We start from the raw sequence: 24854 nt of genomic DNA, 5'->3' as shown, positions 1-24854 counted from the left end.
GTTAGTTGCCTTTTACCATGAAATGGACTGAATCAATGATCGCATCGCCAGTATCAACCAGTGATATTGTATATGTTCCGGGGACAGGTTGCCAGGATATTATCTCTGATGCCCGGCCTATCTCCCTGCTATTCAGTCTCCAGCGGAGGTGATCACCCGCTCTGTTCGCCTCAAAGAAGACCCTCTGCTGGTCTTCCGGGATATCAGGGTCCAGGGCAATGATCATACCCTCTGCCGGATAGGTGATCCTCTGCATGAACGAAGACGACTCTGTCTGAGCAGTCGTTTCCCGCTGCAGGGAAGCAGGCTCAGTGCCTTTGATGGCGAGTTCCTTATTCCGGGCATCAGACGTTCTTTCATTCTTTGCCTGTATGATCATATCTTTCGGCATCTTCGGGGACCTGCTCGTCTCCTTTGCATGAAGATAACTCATCACCTCATGCCAGATTGGCGCAGCACCGGTCACGCCCGAGACATTCCACATGGGCTCGCCATTAAAATTGCCGACCCAAACGCCAACCGTGTATCTTTCCGAGTATCCGATGCACCAGTTGTCCCGCATGTCTTTGGATGTTCCGGTCTTCACTGCTGTCCAGAATTTTGTGGCAAGGGGATTCTCAAGACTGAAGGTCAGGCTCCGCGCCTCCCTGTCCGACAATATATCAGAAACAAGAAAAGCAGCCTCCTCAGAATAGACCCTCCGCTTTTTAGCTTTCATCTTTACGGGCGTTATTTTCAGTTCTGACCATACGCCGCGATTTGCCAGGGTCCTGTAAGCATTCACCAGTTCATACAGAGTGACATCGGCTGTGCCGAGTGCGATCGAAAAACCGTAATGCTCGTCAGATTCGAGCTGACTGAATCCGACCTCGCCCAGTTTGCTCACAAAGGCCCCAACCCCAACAAGCGTGAGAGTCTTGACCGCAGGCACGTTTAATGATGAAGCGAGTGCATCACGTGCCTGCACAGGCCCCTTAAAGTCATTGTCATAGTTTTCAGGTCTGTACACGCCGAAGACCGTGGGAACATCGAGCGGGCTGTCAACGAGCACTGATGTGGGCCTCAGCAGCTGCCGGTCAAAGGCAAGTCCGTACAAAAAAGGCTTGAGCGTTGAACCTGCCTGCCTGCGGGCAATGATTCCGTCCAGATGGCGCGCAGTCGAAAGGTCCCCGCTGTTGGCAACATAGGCAAGTATCTCTCCTGTCCTGTTATCAACAACGAGCACTGCCCCGTCATGGACATTCTGCTTTCTCACTGCAGCAAGATGATAGGTGAGCGTATCAGATGCGAAACGCTGAAGACCACCATCAAGCGTTGATGCGGCTGATGTCATGTTGTTCTTCAGGAGTTTCTGCGCAACCTGCGGGGCAAGGCCGGTCCTCTGCTTCACGCCATAGGGACCGACAAGGGCCTTGGCTGCAAGGGCCTTCAGATTATCGCATGTTGACGTATTGCGCATGGCCTCTGCAAGAAGGCATGCACGTTTGGCAACCGCATCCGGGGAAGCATTGGGTCCCCTGATCAGTGAGGCAAGGATCACTGATTCCTGATCATCAAGACCGCTTGCATCCTTTTCGAAAAGCCCTCTCGAAGCAGAGGTGATGCCCTGGAGCTCTCCCCTGAAGGTGACGAGATTCAGGTACGCATCAAGGATCTCGTCCTTTTTCCATGAACCCTCAAGCTGACGTGCAGCCTGCATCTGGTCCCATTTCTGTGCCATGCTCCGCTTCTTTGTCTTTGGCCTGAGCTCTTTATCGAGCATTGCAGCTACCTGCATGGTGATCGTGCTCGCACCGCGCTTCTCGGCTGAGAAGACGTTCTTTATTGCCGCGGCGCCTGCAGCCTTCCAGTCAACGCCACTATGTTCATAGAACCGCTTGTCCTCTGTATGGAGAACAACTTTGATCAATGCAGGGGAAATCTCTTTCAGTGCCTTCCAGTCGAGCCTTCTTCCCTTTGCATCCACCCTGAGCTCGTGGATCACCGCGCCGTGCCTGTCCAGCAGAACAGCATCCGATTTCTTGTACGACTTCTTTACCTCCTCAAACGTCGGCAGGGCAGAACTGTTTGATGGGCACGCCACAAGAATGAGCCAAACCAGAAGCCATCTCAAAAAAACATTCGATAAGATAAGGACTCGTGAAAGTGAGTGGGTTATTTTACCTCTTTCCCCTCTTTGGCAAAGAGGGGCGAGGGGAGATTTATTGATCATATTTTACTCCAAATCATTTTCAAAACCGCTTCAATATTCCCTAACACCTCAGTGTTTGAAAATCTCAGAACAGTTATTCCTGCCTTCACCATGTAGTCATCTCTTCCCCTGTCTTGCTCTCGTCCCTCCAAGTCAAAATGCTGCGCTCCATCAACCTCAATAACCAGCCTTGCTTTCGGACAATAAAAATCAGCAATGTAGTTGCCTATAATCTTCTGTCTGTAAAACTGCAGGCCCTTTAACTGCTTTCCTCTGAGTCTTGACCACAGCAACATCTCGGTATCTGTCATGTTACTTCTGAGGTTTCTCGATAGCTGTTTAATCTTCTTATTATACGAAAGCATTGTCAGGCCCCGGCATTAGCAAATCCCCCCTCACCCCCCTTTGCTAAAGTGGGGACTTACTTGCAAATATCGTTTTCTGAAATATCATTTCTTCTCAAGATCACGGATCGTTTCCTTCAGGTGTTCGATAGGAAAGCCTGCATACTGTTTGCGTTCCATAACGGCAAGGAGTTCTTTCAGATCGGAGACTGTCGGCGTCTTAAGAGAAATCATCGACATAAGGAGCAGCTCTTCAGGATATCGAGATGATTCTTTGTTCCTGTATGCCTTCTCCATCTCCTGATATATCTTTTGCACGTCACGTACAGGCTGGACGCTGGCAACAGTCTTTCTGACCTCATCTTTAAAAGAGTCTCTCACGCTAAAAAAAGTTAAAGAGTGCTTTTGGCCGTCCAACGCGAAAACGAAATCGATCAATGATCCACGGGGCTTGTTCTGCACCTCAACAAGCAGACCCTTCATATAAGGTGTCTCCAGATCATAGATCCTATAGCTGCCGGAAATACTTCCATAATCATCATGAATCATAGACTTTGTCCTTAGCAGGAGGCTCAGCCTTAGATTATGAATGAGATTCCACCAGCTAAGATCTTCTAATCTTGCATAGAGACTTGTGTGCTCAAGGTCGGTAAATGAATCGTATTTAACAAGGCTTGCATAATTGATACTGGCGAGTACAGAGTCGGTGAATATATAGCGCAGAACACTAAAAAAAGCTTTTGCTTTTTCTACTAATGAGCCTGCACCGGATCGCAGGTCATCTGAAAAATAGCTCATAAAGATAAGTGGCAGCTTATCTTTGTTCGTGACTCTAATCGTAATGCGATCCAACCTATTATCTGAAAACATCGGCGTTATTTTGCCTATCTCATCCTTATCTATGGGCAGTTGAAGGGAAACACCCATCAGGGGGAGCAACTCAACTGCATTATCTTCTGATGCAAGTCTTAATTTTTCCGGAACTGAATTGTAGTCAATTCCCTTCTTGTGAGCTGCGTCAAACGTAGTCTTAAAGAAAAGATATATCCCCAAATTGCTCAGAAACCAAAGAACAACCAGGACTATGGATATAATAACGGCGATCTTCTTTAACCGTTTCTTCCACATCAGTCTATTCCACCACCTCGATCTTCTTGTTCGGCAGTTCGCCGAACATCTCAGGAGCATACAGCGCTTCAGCACGTGTTGTGGGTAGGGAGAATGTGCCGCTGTTGTTCAGCCTTACCGTGTATTCAACGGTCCATGATCCTTTCGGGACAAATTCATAATATGCCCTGAAAGCCTCGAACGAGCGTTCCTCAAATGCAGGCCATACCCAGCCCTCACGCTTCTCACCCGACGTCATGATCTGCGAATCCCTGCCGAGCCCGGTGCCGAGGATATTCGCTCCTGACGGTATCGGGTCCTGAACAACAACCCAGGTCATGTCTGACTGGGCCTCTATCTCGAGCCTCACCCTCATCACATCGCCCTTTGACCATTTCCCTTTGTTCTTCTGCTCGATCGGGAGAAGCGTTTTCTTGATCTTATACCCGCTCGACAGCGCCTCCTTGAGCGGTATCGCGGCAAGGCTCTGGAGCATGACCCAGGGCTTGCCCCTGCCGTCATGATGTATGCTCAACAGCTCCTTGCCTTTTGGCCAGCTGAACCTGAGGCTCAGACCTTCGTCAGTTCCGGTCCAGTCCATCTTCCTCGTGATCTGATCCAGCGTAGCTGACGTTGTACCGGTAAGCGGCACTGCCTCGAACTTTTTCGAGAACTTCTCCATCGCAAGCACGCCCCAGGCATTTGCCGTGGTCAGACCCCAGTGGCCTTTATACTGCCTGCTCAGAGCGCCGCGCACCAGCCGCGGCATATCCTCTTTCCAGGCATCCCTGTTCAGGAAGGTAAGCACACTCCTGACCGCATTGACATCAGCAGAGAGCATGAGCCACCAGAGGTTGTCCGTGCTCTCTGTCGAAAAGCCCATGGTCGTGCCCTGAAAGTTCAGGCGTGCACGTACGATCTGCTCAGCCTCTTTCAGCCTCTTATCACGGTCTCCAATATCCTTCATGCGGACGAGGAGCTTCGTCCAGTCCAGGACTGCAGAGGTCGGCCAGAGGTTCGGCTCCAGCATGATCGAACCGAGCATCTTCGGTTCAGCATTGCCGGTCCTGGAGAGGGCCTCGATCGCTGAAAGCTTGCGTATCGAGAGGTCAGCCGTGGGCAGTGATGAATACCGGATGACGCGGCCTTCGACAAAACCCTTAAGCCCATCTTCCATTCTCGCTTTTATGTCCTGCGGTATGGGCCATCCTGCCTCATCAGATATGGCGAGCATATATGCCGTAAGGCTGTCGCTTCCGCTTCGCATGATCGGGAAGTATTTCACCAAGCCGTCGCCGTCAAGATGAGCAGGAAGTTCTGCAATGACCTTCTTCCAGAGCTCTTCATCCCTGAGCGCCACTGCCTTTGACGTCTTCTGCTCCATGCAGGTGTATGGGTACTGCTTCATGTACCAGGTGACCCCGCCAAGACCAGTCGCTATTTTGGGTTTGAGCGCGATCGTGATCCCGCCCTTGCCCGGCACTGAATCCTTTGGCCGCTGCACGTCCATATCTAGGAAGGTTTCGACCTGCGCAAGCGTTGACTGGAATATCCTCACAGGGACCGCCTCAACAACCTTCTGTTTAACTTTCAGGCTGTCTTCCGCAGTGCCGCCCTTCTCCTTTGCTGATACCTCATAGTTCAGCCCGGATATGCCCATCGGCACCTTGATCTCCCATGCCACGTCTTTTGCCTCGCCAGCTCCAAGGGTCTCGACTAAAGGCTCAAGAACCTTGTCTTCATAGCCCTTCATTACACCGCTGACCTCAATATCCATCTTCCGGTCAGAGGCGTTCCGGATCGTGAAACCTGCCTTATACAGATCCCCTTCCCTCACGACCTGCGGAATACCGGCAAGCAGCATGATATCCTGCGTAGTGCGTATGCCTGCCCGGCCTGTCCCGAAGAGCCCGGTCCCGCTGTGTGCAACAGCAACGATCCTGAATCCAGTGAGCGAGTCATTGAGCGGTATCTCCACATTGGCCTCGCCCTTTTCATTGAGCTTCACTCTTCCCTTCCAGAGCAGCAGGGTGTCAAAGAGTTCTCTTGTTGCCTGTTTTCCTCCGCCGCCGCCCTGCGGCAGGGCCTTGAGGCCATAATGCCTCTTGCCGACAACCTGCATCTGCGCAGTAGCTGTATGTATTTCATAACCCCGTCTGCCCATCATGGCATCGAGCAGTTTCCAGCTCTGGTTCGGCATCAGCTCCAGAAGACCTTCATCGACAGCAGCGATTGCCACCTCGCTGTTTTTGGGAAGCGCCTTTCCATCAGCCCGCTTCACCCTGATCTGGACCCTCGCTTTTTCCCTGACCTTATAGACCTCTCTCTCAGGTGTGACCGAAACGTTCAGCTCATGTGCCTTCCAGCCCACGTTGATCTCTGCTATGCCGAGTTTAAATGCCGGCTTGCCGAGATCTACCATTGCCGTTGGCTGAATATCAGAGACCCTGCCTCTGACGATCAATGCAGAGACGAAAACATTCGGCGCATAGTTATCTTTGATCGGCACCTCGATCATCGGGGCAGCGCCGGAAAGCTTCTTCACATACGTATCGATAATGCCTTCGCGCTCAACAGAGACCAGTGCGGTCGCATCCCTGAACGGCATACGCACCTGGAACTTTGCCGTGTCGCCTGGCTCATACCGTTTCTTCTCCGGCAGCAGGTCGATCCTGTCATGGTCAGAAACATCAAACCACCACTGCCCTTTTCCTGCGATCCAGACTTCCCTGTGAGCAACCGAGGCGTTGCCAAGGTCATCTGCAGTCTTTGCCTGGAGGATGACATTGCCTGTTACCGGCGACCGCACCTCGCAGATCAGAAGTCCCTTTGCATCTGTCTTGCCTTCGCAGATCTGCTTGATCTTCTTTGTCTCGGAAACATGCTCGTATGAATAAAACCCTCCCACGAGCCTCTTCCTGTGGGAGAAGAACTTCTTCTGAAAGAGATCGACCTTCACATCGCGCTCAGCAGCAGGCTTGCCTGCAATATCCAGGACAACAACATGGAACTTGAAGGCCTCCTTTGCTGCTGCCCATGAATCGGGCTTGATACCGATATTCACGTTTGACGGCCAGAGCGGTATCTTCTGTGAAACGGTCTGTATCTCGCCATTCGGGTCCCGAAACTCAAGCTCTGTCTGTATGTCGTGGGGCTGTCTTACTGCCGGCAGATCCGGGATCGTTGTCCTCAGGCTCCCGGTCTTCTCCAGAACAAGCTCTCTCGTCTGTATCTTCGGTTTGGTACGCTGTGCCTCGTCCTCAGCATCGTATCGTCCCCTCCTCAGGATCTCCTCCTTCACCTCGCCGTTTGCGAAGATGAAATCCTCGTGATCAGGGTAGCTCAGAAATTTACGCAGCACCTGACTCCGCATTTTGACAGCAATCGCTCCTGATCCTCCGCCGGAAAGATAGGACACGTAGAGATCGAATTCAGCCTGCTTCGCCCTGATAAGCGGTTCTTTCGGCGGCTGTATGATCGCCTTCATCACCGGCACTCTGAATTCCTCAACCCTGAAAGAGCCTGAGACCCAGCCGTCAGGAACGTAATAGGATTCGTCCCCTGCTTCGTAACCGCCGATCGCGGTCTTCTCACGCTTCTTTTCAGAAAGCTTCTTCAGGAAATAGACCTCATACATGCCGAGCTTCGCATCTCTCGGGATCTCCCAATCGGTTTCAGCAATGCCCTGATTGTCCCACTTCAGCGGGAATTCATACCGCTGTGAGCTTCCGTCGTGCTGGATCAGAAGAGCCTTGGGCAGTTCGTCGACCTGGGAAAACCCTGACATGACATGCTTGCGGATGAGATGCTTCATATGAACGGTCTCACCGGCCCTGAGCAGGCTGCGGTCAAATATCGTATGCGCTTTTATTGGTCCCCGGTAATCTGCACCCGGTAGGCTGAATCGCCAGTGTTCAATGCCCTCATCCCAGTTCGAGTGGACAAAGGTCATGTCGTTTTTTGTCTTTGCGAAGACGAATAGTCCGCTGTTGATCCCCTGCAGGGCGGATGCAGCCTCACCGTGGTTGATATTCCCCTGGCAGAATGGCAGTTCGCTTTCAGAGGGCAGCTGCTTTTTCACTGAGGCAATACCGTTCAGATCGGTCTTGCCCTTCCAGATTTCCCTGCCATTGCAGTCGCGTATCGAAATATCAGCGTCCTTGACCGGCCCTGCCTTGTCCAGAGTTGAGACCCATACCAGCGAAGATTCCCTGCCCCATTTGAAGTGTGCAGACAGATTCGTCACAAGCGCTGCTGTCGGCACAAAGAGCGGCGATTGGTAACCAAGCAGCGATGCGCCGAGAATCTGACTCTCCATCTCAACAACATAGAAACCCGGGTCCTTAAGAGGAATGCCGACAACTTCAAAGGCCTTTGCGCCTTCAGGCTTGGGCAGGGAAAATTCCCGGGCTTCTGACTCTGCTTTCAGGATCGATGCGTCCCTGCGGCCTGATGCAACCTTCCTGAGCCATTCGATGATCTTCTCTTCTTTTCCCATCCTGATCTTCTTCAGCTTACCCTTCAGTCCGGAAACAACTTCCACGCCTTTAGCCTTCATGGGATCGGGAAGAATTGAATTTACTGCATCTCCTGCCTTGATTGACGTATCAAGCATCCCTTCTTTGGCATTCTCAACAACACCTTCTTTTCTTTCATCAACCTTGCTGAGCCTCGTCCTGATTTGAGGCTCAAGGTTCCTGAGTGTTACCGGTAATGTCGCATCTCCCTTGAGTTCGATGATGCCGAACCGCGCAGAGAACTTTGCCAGCGGCGGAAAAGCATCGGTCTTCACAACAAGGGGAAAGCGGTCTTTTTTCTCAAGGCTCCTGCCTGCATCGTCTTTCAGACCCTTCGGCAGTTCGATAGAAAAGGAGCTGTTCTCAGGGAAAGGTCCTCTGAATGTCACACCATACACCGTGTTCTCATCTGTCTCCGCAGGCGCCGGGCCCTCGGTTCCCCCTTCGGATTCTTCTTCACCATATCCGTAAGAAACCACTTTTTCCGGCTTGTACGTCTTGCCCTGTGCTTTCAGCACAATCCTTTTCGCGCTCTCCCACAAAACAGGGGCCGAGAAATTGAGTTGCATCGGCAGGATCGGCATGCAGTTGGCCTTTGCGTTCTCTCTCTCGCACCTGAATGAGGCCTTAAAGGGATCTCGCGTCCTATAGGTCAATATCTGGTCTGTCGATCTTTTCACACCGCTAACGGAAGTTATTCCCTTGCCCCAGATCAGCTTTACCATGGCATGATTCGGAAAGTTCTGGCTGCACTGCACCAGCAGATGAGGGACGTCCTTGAGACGGTATTGCTCTTTTATTATCTTCTCTTTTTCCTCGCCCCTGATAAGCCTTACCGGCACTCGCTCCTGTATGCCTTCTATTGAACAGAAGACATTCGCAAGGATGGATCCTTCGGTTGCCTCTGCATCAAGCTTCAGGATGAAGATCTGATCTTCGCTGATAGATTCGCTTCCTTCGCCAGGAATAGCTTCTCTGATCGCAGGCCCCCCGGTGGTGAAGGCAAATTTCTGTTGGCCTGACATGGCCGTATTCGAAAGGCTTTTGAGATCGGGCTTCAGAAAGAACTCACAGACAACACCAGCCGGCAGGTCCTTATCAAAATCATAGACCCAATTTTTCCCATCTGCCCAGCGGCCTCTTCCTTTTTCAGGACATTGGATATCAAAGGGTTCTGTAATACGCGGGTCTCCGAAGGGCACCATCTGCTCTGAGAAGCGCGCCGAGACCTGCCTGACACTCTTCACCTCTCCCTGCGGAGAAAATATCTCGATTGATGCTGTCGGTGCCGGTGGAGGTACTGGCGTTTCAGTCTGCTTCATCTCTTCAGCATGCGAAACAGACAGGATTACAAATACGAACATGAGAGACAGAAATAATATTCGGCACAGCGTCCCCTTCATAATTCCCTCCAAGTAAGATTCAGATCGTAAAAAGCTTCATTCCGCTGCCGGTTCCAAGCGTCCTCTGAAAAACCTTTGTCATAAATGTTTTGGCTTTTTTTGCAGCATCGAGGCTGGAGCATCCCTGCGCGAGAAAGGCCGTGAGCGCTGCAGAGAAGGTACAGCCTGTCCCGTGATATTCTCCCTGCCTTTTCTTTGCTCTCAGGTAATGGAATGAACCGTCGTACATGACATCCATGGCAGATCCTTCAAGATGGCCTCCGGTTATGATGACCATATCCGGGCCGGCTGCCTTAAGAATAACTGCTGCCTTCTCCATATCTTTCCGGGAACTGATCTTCAGGCCGCTCAGCACAGAGGCTTCAGAGATGTTCGGTGTAATTATTGAGCAGAGAGGCAATATCTTTTCCCTGAGCACTTTCGGCACATTTCTCTGCGCAAGTTTCTTTCCGGAAGTTGAAATCATGACCGGATCAAGCACCAGATTCTTCAATGAATATTCCCGGGCAATGCGTTCAACAATCCTGACATTATCTTCGGTCAGAAGCATACCCATCTTGGTTGCGTCCGGAACAAGGTCAAACAGAAGCACACTGAGCTGTTTTTTCAAAAATCGCCCGCTAACCGGCTCCACACTGTCAACACCCCGGGTATTCTGGGCCGTGAGCGCAGCCACAGCAGATAGGCCGTACACACCGAGTGCCTGAAATACCTTCAGGTCAGCCTGAAGACCGGCGCCTCCGGAAGGGTCAAACCCGGCGATAGTAAGGGCTTTTTTCATAAAATGGATTATATACCGTAACGGCCTTATTCTCAAGAAAGGCTGCGGCATCTCACGGATCAAGGAAAATAATCAACTCTTCTGTATATAAATAGCCAATTTTATATTGACAGAAGTCAAGCGAACATATAAAATTTGCGGTAGTAAAAAATATCCTGATTATGGCTATTTTGAACAACATTCTGTAACGAAAGGAGGTGTTTTACATTATGAAGAAGATCTTTGCACTTGCACTTTCAGTTCTCATGGTTCTTGCTCTTGCTCTCACCGTTGGTTGCGAGCAGAAGAAGCCTGAGGCTCCGAAGGAGGCCCCGAAGGCTGAGGCTCCGGCTCCTGCACCTGCCCCGGCTCCTGCAGCAGCTCCGGCTGAGGCTCCTAAGCCTGCTGAGGCTCCTAAGAAGTAAGAAAACCAGTACATCATTACCTTAAAAAAGGGCCCTTTACCGGGCCCTTTTTTATGCCCATTTCCCCTGTATTATTCAGGCACCAAAGACTTTTTGATAAGGTATAATAGCAGACAGAACAACGGGGGAACTATTCATGATCAGAAAATCGCTTCTTTTAAAGCTTTTTGATGCGGCATACATCCAGCGATGGAACGACCGTGTGCGGCCGGTCGAGTTCGTCGAGCTTGACAAACAGGCGCAGAAGATGGTCATCGCTTATTTTTTGGGCAAGTTTGAGGAAGACAACCCCAGGTTCAGCTGGATCGAGATCATTGAAGGCGGCATCTTCGAACTCCTGCAGCGCATCGTCCTGACCGATCTTAAGCCCCCGATCTTCTACAGGATCAAAGAGGACAAGGCCAAATACCGTAAGCTGAACGAGTGGGTCTATCAGGAGCTTGAACCGGTGCTCTCCCCGCTCGGCAAGGATTTCTGCTCGCTCTTCCAGGATTACTTCTCTGACGAGACCGAAAATATCAATCGACGGATCCTGAATGCTGCGCACTTTTACGCAACCAAATGGGAGTTCGACATCATCGAGAAGATCCATCCCCAGAGCTTTGAGATGGGCGCGATCAGGAAGCGCCTTCAGGACAAACAGAACGAATACAGCGACCTCAAAGGCATGGAGCAGCTTTCCCGGAGTGAGCGGTACAGGCACTTCCTCGACATGTGTGGACAGTTGCGCTTCCAGATACGCTGGGCAAACCTTCACCGAGTACCAAAAACCTCGGTTATGGGCCACTCGCTCTTTGTCGCTATCCTCTCGTATTTCTTCTCGCTCGAGAACCTGGCCTGCTCAAAGCGCTGCGTGAACAATTATTTCACCGGCCTGTTCCATGACCTGCCCGAAGTGCTTACACGGGACATCATCTCTCCGGTAAAACGGTCCATCGAAGGGCTTTCCGAGCTGATCAAAGTGTATGAGAAAGAGGAGATGGAGCGTGAGGTGTACAGCCTTATCCCCAGGGCGTGGCATGCAGATATCAAAAGCTTTACTGAAGATGAATTCAATAGCATCGTGACCGTAAACGGTCAGACAATGAAGGTCACCAGCGACGAGATCAATGATTGCTATAATGACAATCAGTTCAACCCGCGCGACGGGGAACTGGTAAAGGCTGCCGACTCCCTGGCAGCGTTCATTGAAGCGTCAGTAGCCATACACAACGGCAGCCCAAGTCAGGGACTTGTAGAGGCAAAGCTCTCGATCCGGAACAGGTTCGAGAAATCGACCATAGCAGGCATCAACTTTGGCGAGATCTACGCTGATTTTGAGTAAGCACGGCTTGACGTATGGCCGGGATAGGCTTTCACCCGACGGCTCTTATGATGGCATCTTATTAAAGGAGATCATACGATGAAGGAATTCAGTTGCAGCAGCTGCGGCGCTGTCTGGCAGAAGAACGGCAAGACGAACTGCTGGAGCGCTAACCCTGATGAAAAGCCGCCGAAGCCCGGGTACTGTCCCTCGCAGGAACATATGAACGTTATTCAGGAAAGCTTCGACTGTTACAAAGGAGACAGCGCAGACGCAAAGATGGCTCAGGTCGCCACACGCGTAGAAGGTCTCTGCTACGAACATCAGCAGGGAAGCACAGCGATCCGTGCCCGCTGGACAAGGGTCGAAGATACGATCGCCTTTGCCAAACTTATGGGCTACAGCAGGATCGGCATCGCCACCTGTATCGGCCTGCTCGATGAGACTGAGCGCCTCAGTCGCATCCTCTCTGCCCAGGGGTTCACACCGCTTTCGGTCTGCTGCAAAAGCGGGAGCATCGACAAGCTCGAACTCGGCGTCACGGAAGAGGACAAGGTGAGACCGTCGACCTTCGAACCTGCCTGTAACCCTATTGCCCAGGCGCGACTCCTGAACGATGCCGGCACAGATATGAACATCATCGTGGGCCTCTGTGTAGGCCACGACATGCTCTTCACCAAACACTCCGTTGCCCCGGTCACTACCCTGATCACGAAAGACCGCGTCACCGGTCATAACCCTGTCAGCGTACTGTATGGACAGAACTTCTACTACCGGCGGCTCTTGACCGAACAGGTGGATGTGGAACGCTAATCGTAAGGCTTCAGTTAAAAGGGGATAGCCTACTATTAATAAATCCCTCCTAGCCTCCCTTTGCCAAAGGGAGAAACAATTCCCCTCTTTGGCAAAGAGGGGCGAGGGGAGATTTAATGATAATTCCCCTGTTCATTGGAGGGGTTAAGCTGATCTTGATCTTTACGGCAGGTCAGGCAGTGCATATAATAAAAGCATGGAGAAGAAACCGATCCTGCTGCTGCAGAAGAAGAACCCCTGTCCTGACTGCGATTTCTGCCAGGGATGCAGCGAAACCCGGTGCAGCCTCTGCAAGTCCTTGGACTGTCCCTCCTCAAAAAAAGCAAAGAAAAAAAAAGAGCACGTTCCGCTTTTCCGAAAGTTCTGAACTCTGCGTTTTTTCTAAGACTTCCGGCAGGCCTTTGGACAGGATCCCGGTGAATACGGCAAATAATCGTATTGTAATTTTAAATAACTTACCGCCCAGCGCCGCAGGTATAATAATCGCATAGTTCAAACCTCATTTCTGCCGCGGGAGGGCGGGAATTCCAACACGATCATGATCATGGACCATAAGCTAAAAGCTGTTCTCGACACTCATATGAAGTCGAAAGGGACTCTTATCACCCTGCTTCAGCAGACGCAGGCGGCATTTGGGTATCTTCCCGAAGAAGCGGTTGTCTGGTTTTCGAAAAGACTGGACATCCCGGAGAGCAGGTTCTTCGGCATTGCAACATTCTATTCCCAGTTCCATCTCAAACCGACAGGCAAGAACACCATAACCGTATGCTGCGGCGCTGCATGCCACATTAAAGGCGCTGACCAGATCCTCTCTGAGGTCAGGTCAGCTCTCGGTCTCGGCAAAGGTGAGGACACCACACAGGACCTCTCCTTTACGGTCCAGAACGCAACCTGCATCGGGGCCTGCAGCATTGCGCCTGTGGCGATCCTGAACAATCAGGTATATGGCAACGTGGACTCAGAGCAGGTGGTTAAGCTGGTCAAGGGCTTCGAAAAAGAAGGGGAGTACACAGGCTTTGAATATGACTGAGCAGCAGACAGTGAGCATAAAGGTCTGTCTCGGCACCTCGGGAAAGGCATCCGGAGGTGCAGATGTCATGAGCATTTTTCAGAAGCTCATTCAGCTGAACGGGATCGAAGCGCAGATCGGCAAGAGGTGCAGTTATACGAAGGTCGGCTGCAGAGGCTTCTGTTCCAAGGACGTGCTGGTGGATGTGATCATCAACGATCAGAAAGTCACCTATCAGTCGGTCAAGCCGACCATGGTCGAGAAGATCGTAGCAGAACATATCCTTAAGGGTGAACCGGTTGCCGAGTGGCTCACCAAAGAGGATTACGAATCCTTTCAGAGCAGACAACACAAGATCGTGCTCGGTCCCTGCGGTGAGATAGACCCGGAAAGCATTGACGACTACCTTGCCATAAAGGGATACCGGGCTGCGAAAAAGGCGATCTCAAAAATGAGGCGTGATGACGTCATAAAAAACGTTATACGGTCAGGACTCAGGGGCAGGGGCGGAAGCGGGTTCCCCGCAGGCACGAAATGGGAACTCTGCAAGAACCAGCCTGATGAAACAAAATATATCATCTGCAATGTGGGTGAAGTGAACCGACCCCTGGCCGAAGGAAACCCCCACGCTATTATTGAAGGCCTGCTGATCGGCGGATATGCAATCGGTGCTGAAAAAGGATTCATCTATATACGGGAGAGATATCATCTGTCTGTTGAAAGACTTCGCGCCGCCATAGACCAGGCAAAGGATAAAGGGTTCATCGGCAGAAATATCTTCGGCACTGACTTCTGCTTTGCTATTGAGTTCAGTTTCGGGACAGAGGCCTTCATCTGCGGCGAAGAGACCGCACTAATGGAATCGATCGAAGGCAAGAGGGCCATGCCAAGGGTCAGGCCGCCCTTCCCTGTGCAGAAAGGCCTTTGGGGAAAACCGACGGTGATCAATAATGCAGAAACCTTTTCGAATATCCCGCTTATCATCGGCAAAGGCCCGGACTGGTTCTCGTCCATCGGAACAAAAGAGAGCACAGGCACGAAGGTGTTCACGCTTTCAGGCAAGGTGAAAAATGTCGGACTTGTCGAGATCCCTATGGGCATGCCGTTCCGGGATATTGTGTACGGCATCGGCGGCGGCATGGAAGGCGGCCGGGCCTTAAAGGCAGTACAGGTCGGCGGACCTTCAGGCGGCCTTATCCCTGCCTCAATGCTCGATATGGGACTTGATTACGAAAACCTTTCGAAGATCGGCAGCATTGTCGGTTCGGGCGGTATGGTCGTCTTCAATGAAGACGACTGCATCGTATCGATCACAAAGTTCTTTATGGAGTTCCTGCAGCGGGAATCCTGCGGCAAGTGTCCGCCCTGCAGGATCGGCACGAAAAGGATGCTGGAACTGCTGACAAAGATAACAGAAGGCACTGCTGAATATAAGGACCTTGCAACGCTTGAGCGGCTGAGCGGACTGATGAAGACCTCGTCTCTCTGCGGCCTCGGCAGGAGCGCTTCGAACCCGTTCATCACCGGCCTGAACCATTTCCGCGACGAGTATTTGGCGCATATTAAAGAGAAGAGATGTCCTGCCGGCGTCTGCACGGCGCTGATAACTTTTTCCATTATTGAAGAGCAATGCAAGGGCTGCACCCTCTGCAAAAAGGTCTGCCCTGCAGGGGCTGTCTCGGGAGAGGTGAAGAAACCGCACCGGATCGATGCTGCTGCCTGCATAAAGTGCGGGGCCTGCTATAAGGCCTGCAAGTTCAAGGCGATCAAAAAACAATGAGCACTAAGAAAGAGATAAATAAGACGGTCAGGCTCAGGATCAACAGCCAGGTCATTGATGTTGTTGAAGGCAGGACGATCCTCGAAGCAGCAAAGGAGATCGGCATCTATATCCCGGCGCTCTGCAATCACCCGATGATCAGCCAGTCAGGCGCATGCAGGGTCTGCATTGTTGAGGTAAATGGGACCCCGGTAACATCCTGCACTACACCGGTCGAAAAGGATATGGAGGTCATCACGAACTCTCCGTATATTGAAGACCTCAGAAGGGACACCATTGACCTGATCCTGAGCGATCATCCTTACGACTGCATGGTCTGCCAGAAGACAGGCGAGTGCGAACTGCAGGAACTTGCCTATATGTATAACATCAGGAAACCCCTCTTCAGCGGTGAGCGGAGAATATACGACAAAAAAGATGCCAACCGTTTTATTGAGCGCGACATGGAAAAGTGCATCCTCTGCGGACGGTGTGTAAAGATCTGCGATGAGGTCCAGGGCGTAGGAGCGATCGATTTCGCGTACAAGGGGTTCGGCACCAAGGTCTGCCCTCCGTTTGAACGAGACCTCGACTGCGAGTTCTGCGGCCAGTGCGTCATGGCATGCCCTACCGGCGCCCTTGTCGGCCGGGACTGGATCGGCAAAGGACGATACTGGAAGATACGGGAGGTCGACACCACCTGCTCGTATTGCGGCGTTGGCTGCAGCATTACACTTCATGTAAAGAACAATGAGATCATCAGGGTCTCTTCACGGCCGGACAGTGTTGTGAACAAAGGGCTGCTCTGCGTAAAAGGCAGGTTCGGTTACAGTTTTGTATCAAGCCCTGACAGACTTAAGCAACCCCTCATCAGAAAAGATGGCAGGCTCCAGGCTGCCTCATGGGAAGAGGCCCTGGATTTTGCGGCAAATAAATTAAACAAAATAAAAGAAGCGCATGGTCCTGATGCCATTGCCGGGCTTTCTTCTGCGCGCTGCACTACTGAGGAGAATTACCTCTTTCAGAAGTTCATGCGGGCAGCAGTCGGCACGAACAATGTTGACCACTGCGCCCGGCTTTGACACGCCGCCACTGTGGCCAGTCTGGCCACTGTATTCGGTTCAGGAGCAATGACCAATTCGGTCCGTGAGATCGAGGGCAATGAAGTAATCTTCATCGTCGGGTCAAACACCAAGGAAGCCCATCCGGTCATAGCAAACGCCATGATCAGGGCGCATCAGAAGGGAGCGAAGATCATTGTCGCTGATCCGCGGAAGCTGGCCATGTGCCGCTTTGCCGAGACATGGCTCAGGCAGAGGCCGGGGACGGACATAGCTCTTCTGAACAGCATCAGTCATGTTATTCTTGCAGAAGGGCTGCAGAACAGCGAATTCATCGAAGCCCAGACCCGCCAGTTTGACGACTGGAAAAAGAGCATTGAAGAGTTCACGCCAGAGGTCGGAGAAAAACTGACCGGCGTGCCCAGGGAAAAGATCATACACGCAGCAAGGCTCTATGGCGGATCAAGAAAAGCGGCCATCTATTACGGGATGGGTATTACCCAGCATGTGAACGGAACAGCCAATGTGAACGCAATCGCAAATCTCGCACTCCTGACCGGTAATATCGGAAGGGAGTTCACGGGTATCAATGCGCTGCGAGGTCAGAACAACGTGCAGGGCGCGTGCGATGCTGGGTGCCTGCCGAACATATTCCCCGGGTACCAGCGGGTCGATATTCCCGAGATACAGGAGAAGTTTGAGGCAGCATGGGGAAGGTCGCTTTCTGCCCGGCCGGGCATAGCCGCTTCCGAGCTTGCACAGAAGGCCCTGGACGGCAGCATCAGGGCCGCGTACGTGATGGGCGAAAATCCCGTTCTGGGCGATGCCAACGTCAGCCATACGAAAAAGGGGTTTGAAACGCTCGAACTGCTTATCGTTCAGGACATCTTTCTGACAGAGACAGGTAAACTCGCAGACGTGGTCTTCCCCTCTTCCTGCTTTGCCGAAAAAAACGGCACCTTCATCAATACTGAACGAAGGGTCCAGCGGGTAAGAAAGGCCGTCGCAGCACCGGGCATGGCAAGAGACGACTCCTGGGTGATCACGGAACTATCCCGTAGAATGGGATATGAGATGAGCTGCAGTTCTCCGGAGGGCGTATTCGAAGAATTCGGCAGCCTCTGGTCTGCAGTTGAAGGGATAAGTTATACACGGATCGAATCCCGGGGCGTACAGTGGCCCTGCCCGACCAAGAACCATCCGGGGACCGAGCATTTATACAAGGGCGGATTTCCCCGGGGAAGGGCAGCCTTTACCCCTGTACCCTTTGAGCGGTCTGCCGGGAGCACTGATACAGAGTATCCCTTCATTCTCAACTCTGGCAGAAACCTTTTCCAGTATCACTTCGGATCCATGACGCGAAGGGTGCCTCTGCTTGAGAAGCACGCAGGAGAGGCGTATATCGAGATGCATCCTGATGATATAGCCCGGGCCAACATGCAGGACGGTGACCCCGCAAAGGTCTCCTCATCGCAGGGCAGCATCGTCCTCCGGGTCAGGAGTACAGACCGTGTCAGCCCCGGCACGGTATTCATACCCATGCATTATGCAGAAGCAGCAGTGAACGTTCTTACGAGCGATACCAATATCGACTCGATCTCAAAAACACCCGGCTTCAAGATCACCGCAGTCAGGGTAGAACCCTTCAGGGAGGGAGACTAATATGCTGACAGTTCAGGAATTAACGTCACAGACATTGCTTGAGGGTCTCGATAATGCAGAGCTCGAAAAACTCCTGCCTATGGTGTCTATGGTCAGGCTGCTCAGGGATGAACATGTTTTCCGGGAGAAAGGCATATGCAAAGGCATCCATATGGTCAAGAGCGGCAGGATAGAGATATCCAAGACCACAACAGACGGATGGAAACAGCCCCTCGTGATCGTAACCCCCGGGAGCTTCATCGGCGAGATAGCGACCCTTGAAAAGACCGACCATGCAACCGACGCTCGGGCGCTCGAAAACACGGAACTGGTCCTCTTCTCCAAAGAGGCCTTTACGGAGCTCGAAAAGAAGGAGCCGCACTGCATGCTCAAGATCATAAAGAATATAGCCATTGTCTCGGCCCTCAACGTGAGGCGCATGAATGAGAAGTTCCTGAAGGCACTGGTTAATTATTAGGGCAGGAGATCTGCAAAGTCCCTGGGGCTGTCCCAGGCAATAGCATTAAACCAAAAGGAGGATAGAAGATGAAAGTTCAGGAGCTGCTTGAGACAAAGGGGAAAGAGGTTTTTTCGATGGACGCATCAGGCTCGGTTGAGGATGCGATCCGGTTCATGGACAGCAAAAAGATCAGCGCGATCATCATTGAGGAGAATGACCGCACTGCAGGGATCTTTACGGAACGCGATGTTGTCCGCTGCTATATCAACAAGGATGGGAGGAGGTTCCACGACATTCCGGTCAGCGAGTCCATGACAAAGAACCTTATGGTTGCAGAACTCGGCGATGACCTCAACAGCGTCATGGCTGTCATGGTCGAAAAGAACATCCGCCATCTGCCGGTTGTTGACATGGGAAAGGTCATAGGCATGCTCTCGATCCGGGATATCGTTCTGTCCCAGGTCCACAAGATGACTACTGAGATCCATTATCTCAAGGACTATATAGCAGGATATTAAAAAGCCCTTCTGCAGTAATCCGCAATTTTCAGTTTTGAATTGAACTGCCCAGGAATCCCCTCCTTACCAAGGAGGGGGATGGGGAGGTTGATCTGTTTTGTTATTACCCCACCTTATTCCTCCCCTGGAAAGGGGACGAGAATTACCCCTCGCAAATGCATAGCTGCCCAAAAAAATTCGCATGGAAAAAATAAGGGACTTTATGATAAGTTATCATAGCTTCATAAAATAACCTTATGATTGAAACATTTGAAACCATAGTCAGTCAATACCGGCAGAACGGGGGAAATATTATCTCTCTTCTGCAGGACACCCAGGACGCCTTCGGCTACATACCGAGGGAGGCGATAGACTACTTCTCCCAGACCCTCGGTATCGCACCAAGCCGGTTCTTCGGGGTTGTAACGTTCTATGCCCAGTTCCGCATGAGGCCGACCGGCAGACACAAGATAACCGTCTGCTGCGGAACCGCCTGCCATGTCCGCGGCTCAGATCGCATCCTTAATAGCCTCCAGATCGAGTTGAAACTTGAGCCGGAAGCAGACACCACAAAAGACGGAGAGTTAACCCTTGAACAGGTGAACTGCGTCGGAGCCTGCAGCATTGCGCCGGTTCTCATTCTGGACAAGAAGGTCTATGGCAAGGCAACAACGGACAAGATCATGAAAGAACTCCGCGCCCTGAAAGGCCCATCTGATGACAAAGAATAAGACCGTTATTAATGTCTGCATGGGTACGGGCGGCATGGCCTCAGGTGGTGCCGAGGTCTTGCAGGCATTTCGTGCAGAGCTGGAGGCGGCAGATTTTCCGGCAATCGTCAAAGAGCATTGTTTGGCCCATCGTGTCGGCTGCCGGGGACTCTGTGCCAAGGATGTGCTTGTCGACGTTCTCACCGACGGGGCAGTAACCACCTATCAGTTCATTAAGCCTGACATGGTGCCGAGGATCGTCACGGAACATATTCTCGGAAGAACTCCCATAGCTGAATGGCAGGTCGGCGAAGACTACAAGAATTTTCATCACAAACAGGTCAAGATCGTGCTCTCGGACTGCGGGAAGATAGATCCTGAGGACCCTGATGACTATCATGCGGTCGGAGGATACGGGACTGCGCGGGACGTGCTGACAGAGTGGCTGCCGGATGAGGTTATCGCAGAGATCAAGGCATCAGGACTGAGAGGTCGCGGCGGCGCCGGGTTTCCTACCGGACTCAAGTGGGAACTGGGGCGCAAGGCCCGAGGCGACATAAAATATATCGTCTGCAATGCGGATGAGGGGGACCCCGGTGCATTTATGGACCGCGCGGTCATTGAAGGAAATCCTCATGCGGTCATCGAAGGCATGATCATTGCCGCCTATGCCATCGGCGCCCATCACGGGTACGTTTATATCCGCGCAGAATATCCTCTTGCGGTGGAGCGGCTAAGGCTCGCCATAGACAGGGCAAGACGACGCCACTTTCTCGGTAACAATATCTTTGGAACAATCTTCGACTTTGACATACAGGTCAAACTGGGTGCCGGCGCATTTGTCTGCGGCGAAGAGACAGCACTCATAGCTTCTATCGAAGGCCAGCGCGGCATGCCGAGACCGAAGCCGCCGTTCCCGGTGAACAAGGGGCTGTGGCAGAGGCCAACGGTCATCAATAACGTTGAAACCCTTGCCAACGTCCCTTACATCATGAGAAGAGGCTATCGGTGGTATGCGTCACATGGAACAGAGCGCTCGAAGGGAACAAAGGTCTTTGCCCTGACCGGTAAGATCAAGAACCCGGGCCTGATCGAAGTGCCCATGGGGATCACGCTGCGGGAGATCATCGAGGACATCGGTGGAGGCATCGAAGGCGGGAAAAAGCTGAAGGCAGTCCAGACCGGCGGGCCGTCAGGCGGCTGTATCCCGGCCAATATGCTTGATATTAACGTGGATTATGAGTCGCTCGCAAAGGTCGGATCGATCGTCGGCTCCGGCGGGATGATCGTCCTTGACGAGGACAACTGCATGGTGAACATGGCAAAGTACTTTATCCAGTTCACCCAGGAAGAGTCCTGCGGCAAATGCGTGCCCTGCAGGATAGGCACCAAGAGACTCTTAGAGATCATGCAGCGGATAACCAAAGGGCAAGGCAAGGAGAGTGACCTTGAGCTTCTTGAAACCCTGAGCAACAGCATCAAGGCCACCTCGCTCTGCGGCCTCGGCCAGACCGCTCCCAATCCCGTGCTGAGCACGCTGAAATATTTCAGGGAAGAGTTCGAAGCACATGTCAGGGAAAAAAAGTGCCCTGCCAAGGTCTGCAAGGACCTGATAACCTATTCTGTTATTGAGGATGCCTGCAAAGGGTGCGGCGCCTGTCTCAGGGCATGCCCTGCAGGAGCGATCACCGGCGAAAAGAAGAAACCCCACAAAATAGACCCGGAGCTCTGCGTCAAATGCGGCGCCTGCTTCGAGGTCTGCAAGTTCAAGTCCGTAGGAAGGGATTAAGATGGCAAAGATCACGATTGACGGCAAGACGATCGAAGTGGCTGATACTGCCACGATCCTTCAGGCTGCAAAGCTGCTCAAAATTCCGATACCTACGCTCTGCCATCATCCCAAGCTTACCCCCTTTGGCGGCTGCAGACTCTGCATTGTCGAGGTAAAGGGTATGCCGAAGCCGGTCACGTCATGCACCACCACCGTAAGCAATGGCATGGAAATCACAACATCGAGCCCATACCTTCAGGAATTAAGGAAGACCGTGCTTGAGCTGATCCTCTCTGACCATCCGAATGACTGCATGATCTGCGAAAAAGCCGGCAGCTGCGACCTGCAGAACCTTGCCTATGACTACGGCATCAGAGAGAACAGATTTAAGGGAGAGAGAAGGACATATTCTAAACGTGACAACAACCCGTTCATAGAAAGGGACCTCGAAAAATGCATCCTCTGCGGCAGGTGCGTAAAGGCCTGCGATGAGATACAGGGCGTCGAGGCGATCGACTTCGGATACCGCGGCTTTAATTCCAAGATCTGCACCAGCTATGAGGAGGACCTGGACTGCGAGTTCTGCGGACAGTGTGTCAGTGTCTGCCCTACCGGGGCGCTCACCGGCAAGCTCTGGAGTAAAAAAGGCAGGAAAGATCATCAGACAGAAGTGGATACGATCTGTACGTATTGCGGCACCGGCTGCACTATCACCGCCCATGTAAAGGACAACGAGATCCTCAAGATAACATCAAAGGAACAGACCCTGAATGAGGGCTGGCTTTGCGTAAAGGGAAGGTTCGGGTACCGCTTTGTGAACAGCCAGGAGCGACTGACCCATCCGCTGATTAAGCGAAACGGCGAGTTCGAAAAGGCGTCATGGACCGAGGCCCTCGATCACGTGGCGAAGCGGCTTGCGGAGATAAAAGCCGGATACGGCGCTGATTCCATCGGCGGACTTTCTTCTGCTCGCTGCACCAATGAAGAGAACTATGCGTTCCAAAAACTTATCAGGGCAGGCATCGGCACCAACAACGTAGATCACTGCGCCCGACTTTGACACTCCCCCACCGTGGCCGGTCTGGCCAAAATATTCGGTTCAGGAGCAATGACGAACTCCATATGGGAGATCGAGGGCATGGAAGTGATCTTTATCATCGGATCCAACACCAAGGAGACGCACCCGGTCATCGCAAACCGCATGATCAAGGCCCGCCGCAAGGGCGCAAAGATCATCATTGCAGACCCGAGAAAGATTCCGATGGTGAAATTCGCGGATATCCACCTGCAGATCCGTCCGGGGTCTGATATCGCGCTCCTGAACAGCATGGCCTGTATTATCCTGCGCGAAGGGCTTCAGAACGAAGAGTTCATAGGAGAAAAGACCGAGGGATTCGATGCATGGAAAGCGTCTATCGAGTCGTTTACCCCTGAGTATGCGGAAAAGATCACGGGCGTTCCGAAAGATGAGATCATCAGGGCTGCGCGTATGTACGGCTCATCGCGCAAGGCAGGGGTCTTTTACACCATGGGGATAACCCAGCATGCATGCGGCACCGACAATGTTACAGCTCTTGCTAACCTTGTATCCCTTACCGGCAATATCGGCAGGGAATCCACCGGCATCAATCCGCTTAGGGGCCAGAACAATGTCCAGGGTGCCTCTGACGCCGCCTGTCTTCCGAATGTCTATCCGGGGTATCAAAAGGTTGACGATCCTGAGATCAGAAATAAATTCGAAAAGGCCTGGGGACGTCCTCTGTCTCCGAAGGTCGGCATGATGTCTACGGTGATGATAAACGAGGCTGCTGAAGGAAACCTCAAGGCCATGTACATTATGGGGGAGAACCCGATCATCACTGATCCGAACATGCATCACACGATCAAAGCTCTCGAACATCTTGATCTTCTGGTCGTGCAGGACATCTTTCTGACCGATACGGCAAAGCTTGCAGATGTTGTGCTACCGGCTGCCTGCTCGTTCGAGAAGAATGGCACGTTCACCAATACGGAGCGGAGAATTCAAAGGGTGCGCAAGGCAGTTAACCCTCCTGGAGAGGCAAAGGATGATCTCTGGATCATCGCGGAGATCTCGAAACGTATCGGCCTTGATATGGCACATTCACCCGAGAAGATATTTGAAGAATACCGGCAGCTCTGGCCGGCAATATCAGGGGTGTCCTATACGCGGCTTGAGAAGCGCGGGCTCTGCTGGCCCTGCCCTGCAGCAGACCATCCCGGCACGCCCTATCTATATAAGGACGGCTTTCCAAAGGGCAAAGTCTCATTTCTGCCGGTTGCATACCAGCCGCCTGCTGAAGTGTGCGACAGTGAATATCCCTTTGTTCTGACAACCGGGCGCAATCTGTTCCAGTATCACTCCGGCTCCATGACACGGCGCGTTGAGCCAATAGAATCGCATGCGGGTGAGCCCTATGTTGAGATAAATCCTTTTGACAGCAGGAACCTCGGGATCAGCAACGGCGATCTTATCAAGGTGAGGTCGCGCAGGGGCGAGATTGCCATTAAGGCGCGAATAACGCATAGGGTGCAGGAGGGCACGGTCTTCATACCCATGCACTACCGTGAGGCTGCTGCCAATGTGCTCACCATTGATGCGCTCGATCCCCAGGTGAAGATACCGGAGCTGAAGGTCTGCGCAGTAGCGATAACTACTGCAGGCGTATCTGCAGCATAAGAAAGAAAAAAACAGCATAGCTCGGCAACCAAAAAAAGGCCCCGAATATAATTCGGGGCCTTTCATGTATAATCCGGCAGCTACCTACTTTCCCAGGACCTTGCAGTCCAAGTATCATCGGCCATGGAGGGCTTAACTTCCGTGTTCGGGATGGGAACGGGTGTGACCCCTCCGGCAATACCACCGGAAACCTTAATTTCCAGAGACGCTATTATAACATCAAAGAACGGTTGTTTGTCAACCTGTTTTTTGACAACAGGAGGGAAGAGAAATAAGGGTCAAGCCACACGGTCAATTAGTACTGGTCAGCTGAACATATTACTACGCTTACACCTCCAGCCTATCGAAGTGGTAGTCTACCACCGACCTTTAGGGGGCATACACC

The 24854-nt window shown here is 52.2% G+C and carries 17 protein-coding genes and 2 rRNA genes; 12 read left to right on the top strand and 7 right to left on the bottom strand.

Annotated features, from left to right (window positions below; genetic code table 11):
• Position 1 precedes the first annotated feature (1 nt).
• The 5 genes from pbpC to thiD form a co-directional block, all read right to left on the bottom strand.
• Positions 2–2212, bottom strand: a complete 2211-nt coding sequence (pbpC, locus tag HZB62_01230; GenBank protein ID MBI5073785.1) for a penicillin-binding protein 1C — start codon at positions 2210–2212, stop codon at positions 2–4.
• Complete coding sequence (locus HZB62_01225) at positions 2209–2556, bottom strand: endonuclease domain-containing protein (protein MBI5073784.1); 348 nt, start codon at positions 2554–2556, stop codon at positions 2209–2211. Before HZB62_01225 ends, pbpC begins: the two co-directional genes overlap by 4 nt.
• A gap of 84 nt (positions 2557–2640) precedes the next feature.
• Positions 2641–3723, bottom strand: coding sequence for a hypothetical protein (locus tag HZB62_01220; GenBank protein ID MBI5073783.1), 1083 nt, complete (start codon positions 3721–3723; stop codon positions 2641–2643).
• A complete protein-coding gene (locus tag HZB62_01215; GenBank protein MBI5073782.1) occupies positions 3668–9481 on the bottom strand; it encodes an alpha-2-macroglobulin in 5814 nt (1937 codons plus the stop codon). Before HZB62_01215 ends, HZB62_01220 begins: the two co-directional genes overlap by 56 nt.
• Positions 9482–9581: 100 nt before the next feature.
• Positions 9582–10343: a bifunctional hydroxymethylpyrimidine kinase/phosphomethylpyrimidine kinase gene (gene thiD / locus HZB62_01210; protein MBI5073781.1), complete on the bottom strand. Its 762-nt coding sequence runs from the start codon at positions 10341–10343 to the stop codon at positions 9582–9584.
• 209 nt (positions 10344–10552) lie between these two features.
• On the opposite strand from thiD, the gene HZB62_01205 reads away from it, so the two are divergent.
• The 12 genes from HZB62_01205 (at position 10553) to fdhF (HZB62_01150) (ending at position 24469) form a co-directional block, all read left to right on the top strand.
• Positions 10553–10747, top strand: a complete 195-nt coding sequence (locus HZB62_01205) for a hypothetical protein (protein MBI5073780.1) — start codon at positions 10553–10555, stop codon at positions 10745–10747.
• A gap of 136 nt (positions 10748–10883) precedes the next feature.
• Complete coding sequence (locus HZB62_01200) at positions 10884–12071, top strand: HD domain-containing protein (GenBank protein MBI5073779.1); 1188 nt, start codon at positions 10884–10886, stop codon at positions 12069–12071.
• Between the two features lie 78 nt (positions 12072–12149).
• Entirely contained in the window at positions 12150–12863 is a 714-nt protein-coding gene (locus HZB62_01195; GenBank protein ID MBI5073778.1) for a DUF1847 domain-containing protein, read from the top strand.
• Between the two features lie 116 nt (positions 12864–12979).
• On the top strand, positions 12980–13354 hold the full coding sequence (locus tag HZB62_01190; protein ID MBI5073777.1) for a hypothetical protein: 375 nt from the start codon (positions 12980–12982) through the stop codon (positions 13352–13354).
• A gap of 53 nt (positions 13355–13407) precedes the next feature.
• On the top strand, positions 13408–13893 hold the full coding sequence (locus HZB62_01185) for an NAD(P)H-dependent oxidoreductase subunit E (protein MBI5073776.1): 486 nt from the start codon (positions 13408–13410) through the stop codon (positions 13891–13893).
• Positions 13886–15652, top strand: coding sequence for an SLBB domain-containing protein (locus HZB62_01180; protein MBI5073775.1), 1767 nt, complete (start codon positions 13886–13888; stop codon positions 15650–15652). The genes HZB62_01185 and HZB62_01180 overlap by 8 nt, the downstream gene beginning before the upstream one ends.
• Positions 15649–18354: a formate dehydrogenase subunit alpha gene (gene fdhF, locus HZB62_01175; GenBank protein MBI5073774.1), complete on the top strand. Its 2706-nt coding sequence runs from the start codon at positions 15649–15651 to the stop codon at positions 18352–18354. Before HZB62_01180 ends, fdhF (HZB62_01175) begins: the two co-directional genes overlap by 4 nt.
• 1 nt (position 18355) lies before the next feature.
• Complete coding sequence (locus tag HZB62_01170) at positions 18356–18811, top strand: cyclic nucleotide-binding domain-containing protein (GenBank protein ID MBI5073773.1); 456 nt, start codon at positions 18356–18358, stop codon at positions 18809–18811.
• A gap of 68 nt (positions 18812–18879) precedes the next feature.
• Positions 18880–19311, top strand: a complete 432-nt coding sequence (locus tag HZB62_01165; protein ID MBI5073772.1) for a CBS domain-containing protein — start codon at positions 18880–18882, stop codon at positions 19309–19311.
• A 236-nt stretch (positions 19312–19547) separates the two neighbouring features.
• A complete protein-coding gene (locus HZB62_01160; protein ID MBI5073771.1) occupies positions 19548–20021 on the top strand; it encodes an NAD(P)H-dependent oxidoreductase subunit E in 474 nt (157 codons plus the stop codon).
• Entirely contained in the window at positions 20008–21789 is a 1782-nt protein-coding gene (gene nuoF / locus HZB62_01155; GenBank protein ID MBI5073770.1) for an NADH-quinone oxidoreductase subunit NuoF, read from the top strand. Before HZB62_01160 ends, nuoF begins: the two co-directional genes overlap by 14 nt.
• Position 21790: 1 nt before the next feature.
• Positions 21791–24469, top strand: a complete 2679-nt coding sequence (gene fdhF / locus HZB62_01150) for a formate dehydrogenase subunit alpha (GenBank protein MBI5073769.1) — start codon at positions 21791–21793, stop codon at positions 24467–24469.
• Between the two features lie 71 nt (positions 24470–24540).
• On the opposite strand, the gene rrf is transcribed toward fdhF (HZB62_01150), so the two are convergent.
• Together rrf and HZB62_01140 are read right to left on the bottom strand one after the other, a co-directional pair.
• Positions 24541–24657: ribosomal RNA gene (gene rrf / locus HZB62_01145) — 5S ribosomal RNA — on the bottom strand.
• 86 nt (positions 24658–24743) lie between these two features.
• Positions 24744–24854 (bottom strand): 23S ribosomal RNA (locus tag HZB62_01140); the annotation flags it as partial.

The organism is Nitrospirota bacterium, assembly GCA_016214855.1.
GTDB lineage: Bacteria > Nitrospirota > Thermodesulfovibrionia > Thermodesulfovibrionales > UBA6898 > UBA6898.
The sequence above is the reverse complement of the archived record's forward strand: the minus strand, read 5'-3'. Positions and strand labels throughout refer to the sequence as shown.

Excerpts from the sequence above, each read along its gene's own strand:
- pbpC (MBI5073785.1), bottom strand. The coding sequence starts at position 2,212 with ATGATCAATAAATCTCCCCTCGCCCCTCTTTGCCAAAGAGGGGAAAGA.
- HZB62_01225 (MBI5073784.1), bottom strand. The coding sequence starts at position 2,556 with ATGCTTTCGTATAATAAGAAGATTAAACAGCTATCGAGAAACCTCAGA.
- HZB62_01220 (MBI5073783.1), bottom strand. The coding sequence starts at position 3,723 with ATGCTCCTGAGATGTTCGGCGAACTGCCGAACAAGAAGATCGAGGTGG.
- HZB62_01215 (MBI5073782.1), bottom strand. The coding sequence starts at position 9,481 with ATGAAGCAGACTGAAACGCCAGTACCTCCACCGGCACCGACAGCATCA.
- thiD (MBI5073781.1), bottom strand. The coding sequence starts at position 10,343 with ATGAAAAAAGCCCTTACTATCGCCGGGTTTGACCCTTCCGGAGGCGCC.
- HZB62_01205 (MBI5073780.1), top strand. The coding sequence starts at position 10,553 with ATGAAGAAGATCTTTGCACTTGCACTTTCAGTTCTCATGGTTCTTGCT.
- HZB62_01200 (MBI5073779.1), top strand. The coding sequence starts at position 10,884 with ATGATCAGAAAATCGCTTCTTTTAAAGCTTTTTGATGCGGCATACATC.
- HZB62_01195 (MBI5073778.1), top strand. The coding sequence starts at position 12,150 with ATGAAGGAATTCAGTTGCAGCAGCTGCGGCGCTGTCTGGCAGAAGAAC.
- HZB62_01190 (MBI5073777.1), top strand. The coding sequence starts at position 12,980 with ATGATAATTCCCCTGTTCATTGGAGGGGTTAAGCTGATCTTGATCTTT.
- HZB62_01185 (MBI5073776.1), top strand. The coding sequence starts at position 13,408 with ATGGACCATAAGCTAAAAGCTGTTCTCGACACTCATATGAAGTCGAAA.
- HZB62_01180 (MBI5073775.1), top strand. The coding sequence starts at position 13,886 with ATGACTGAGCAGCAGACAGTGAGCATAAAGGTCTGTCTCGGCACCTCG.
- HZB62_01170 (MBI5073773.1), top strand. The coding sequence starts at position 18,356 with ATGCTGACAGTTCAGGAATTAACGTCACAGACATTGCTTGAGGGTCTC.
- HZB62_01165 (MBI5073772.1), top strand. The coding sequence starts at position 18,880 with ATGAAAGTTCAGGAGCTGCTTGAGACAAAGGGGAAAGAGGTTTTTTCG.
- HZB62_01160 (MBI5073771.1), top strand. The coding sequence starts at position 19,548 with ATGATTGAAACATTTGAAACCATAGTCAGTCAATACCGGCAGAACGGG.
- nuoF (MBI5073770.1), top strand. The coding sequence starts at position 20,008 with ATGACAAAGAATAAGACCGTTATTAATGTCTGCATGGGTACGGGCGGC.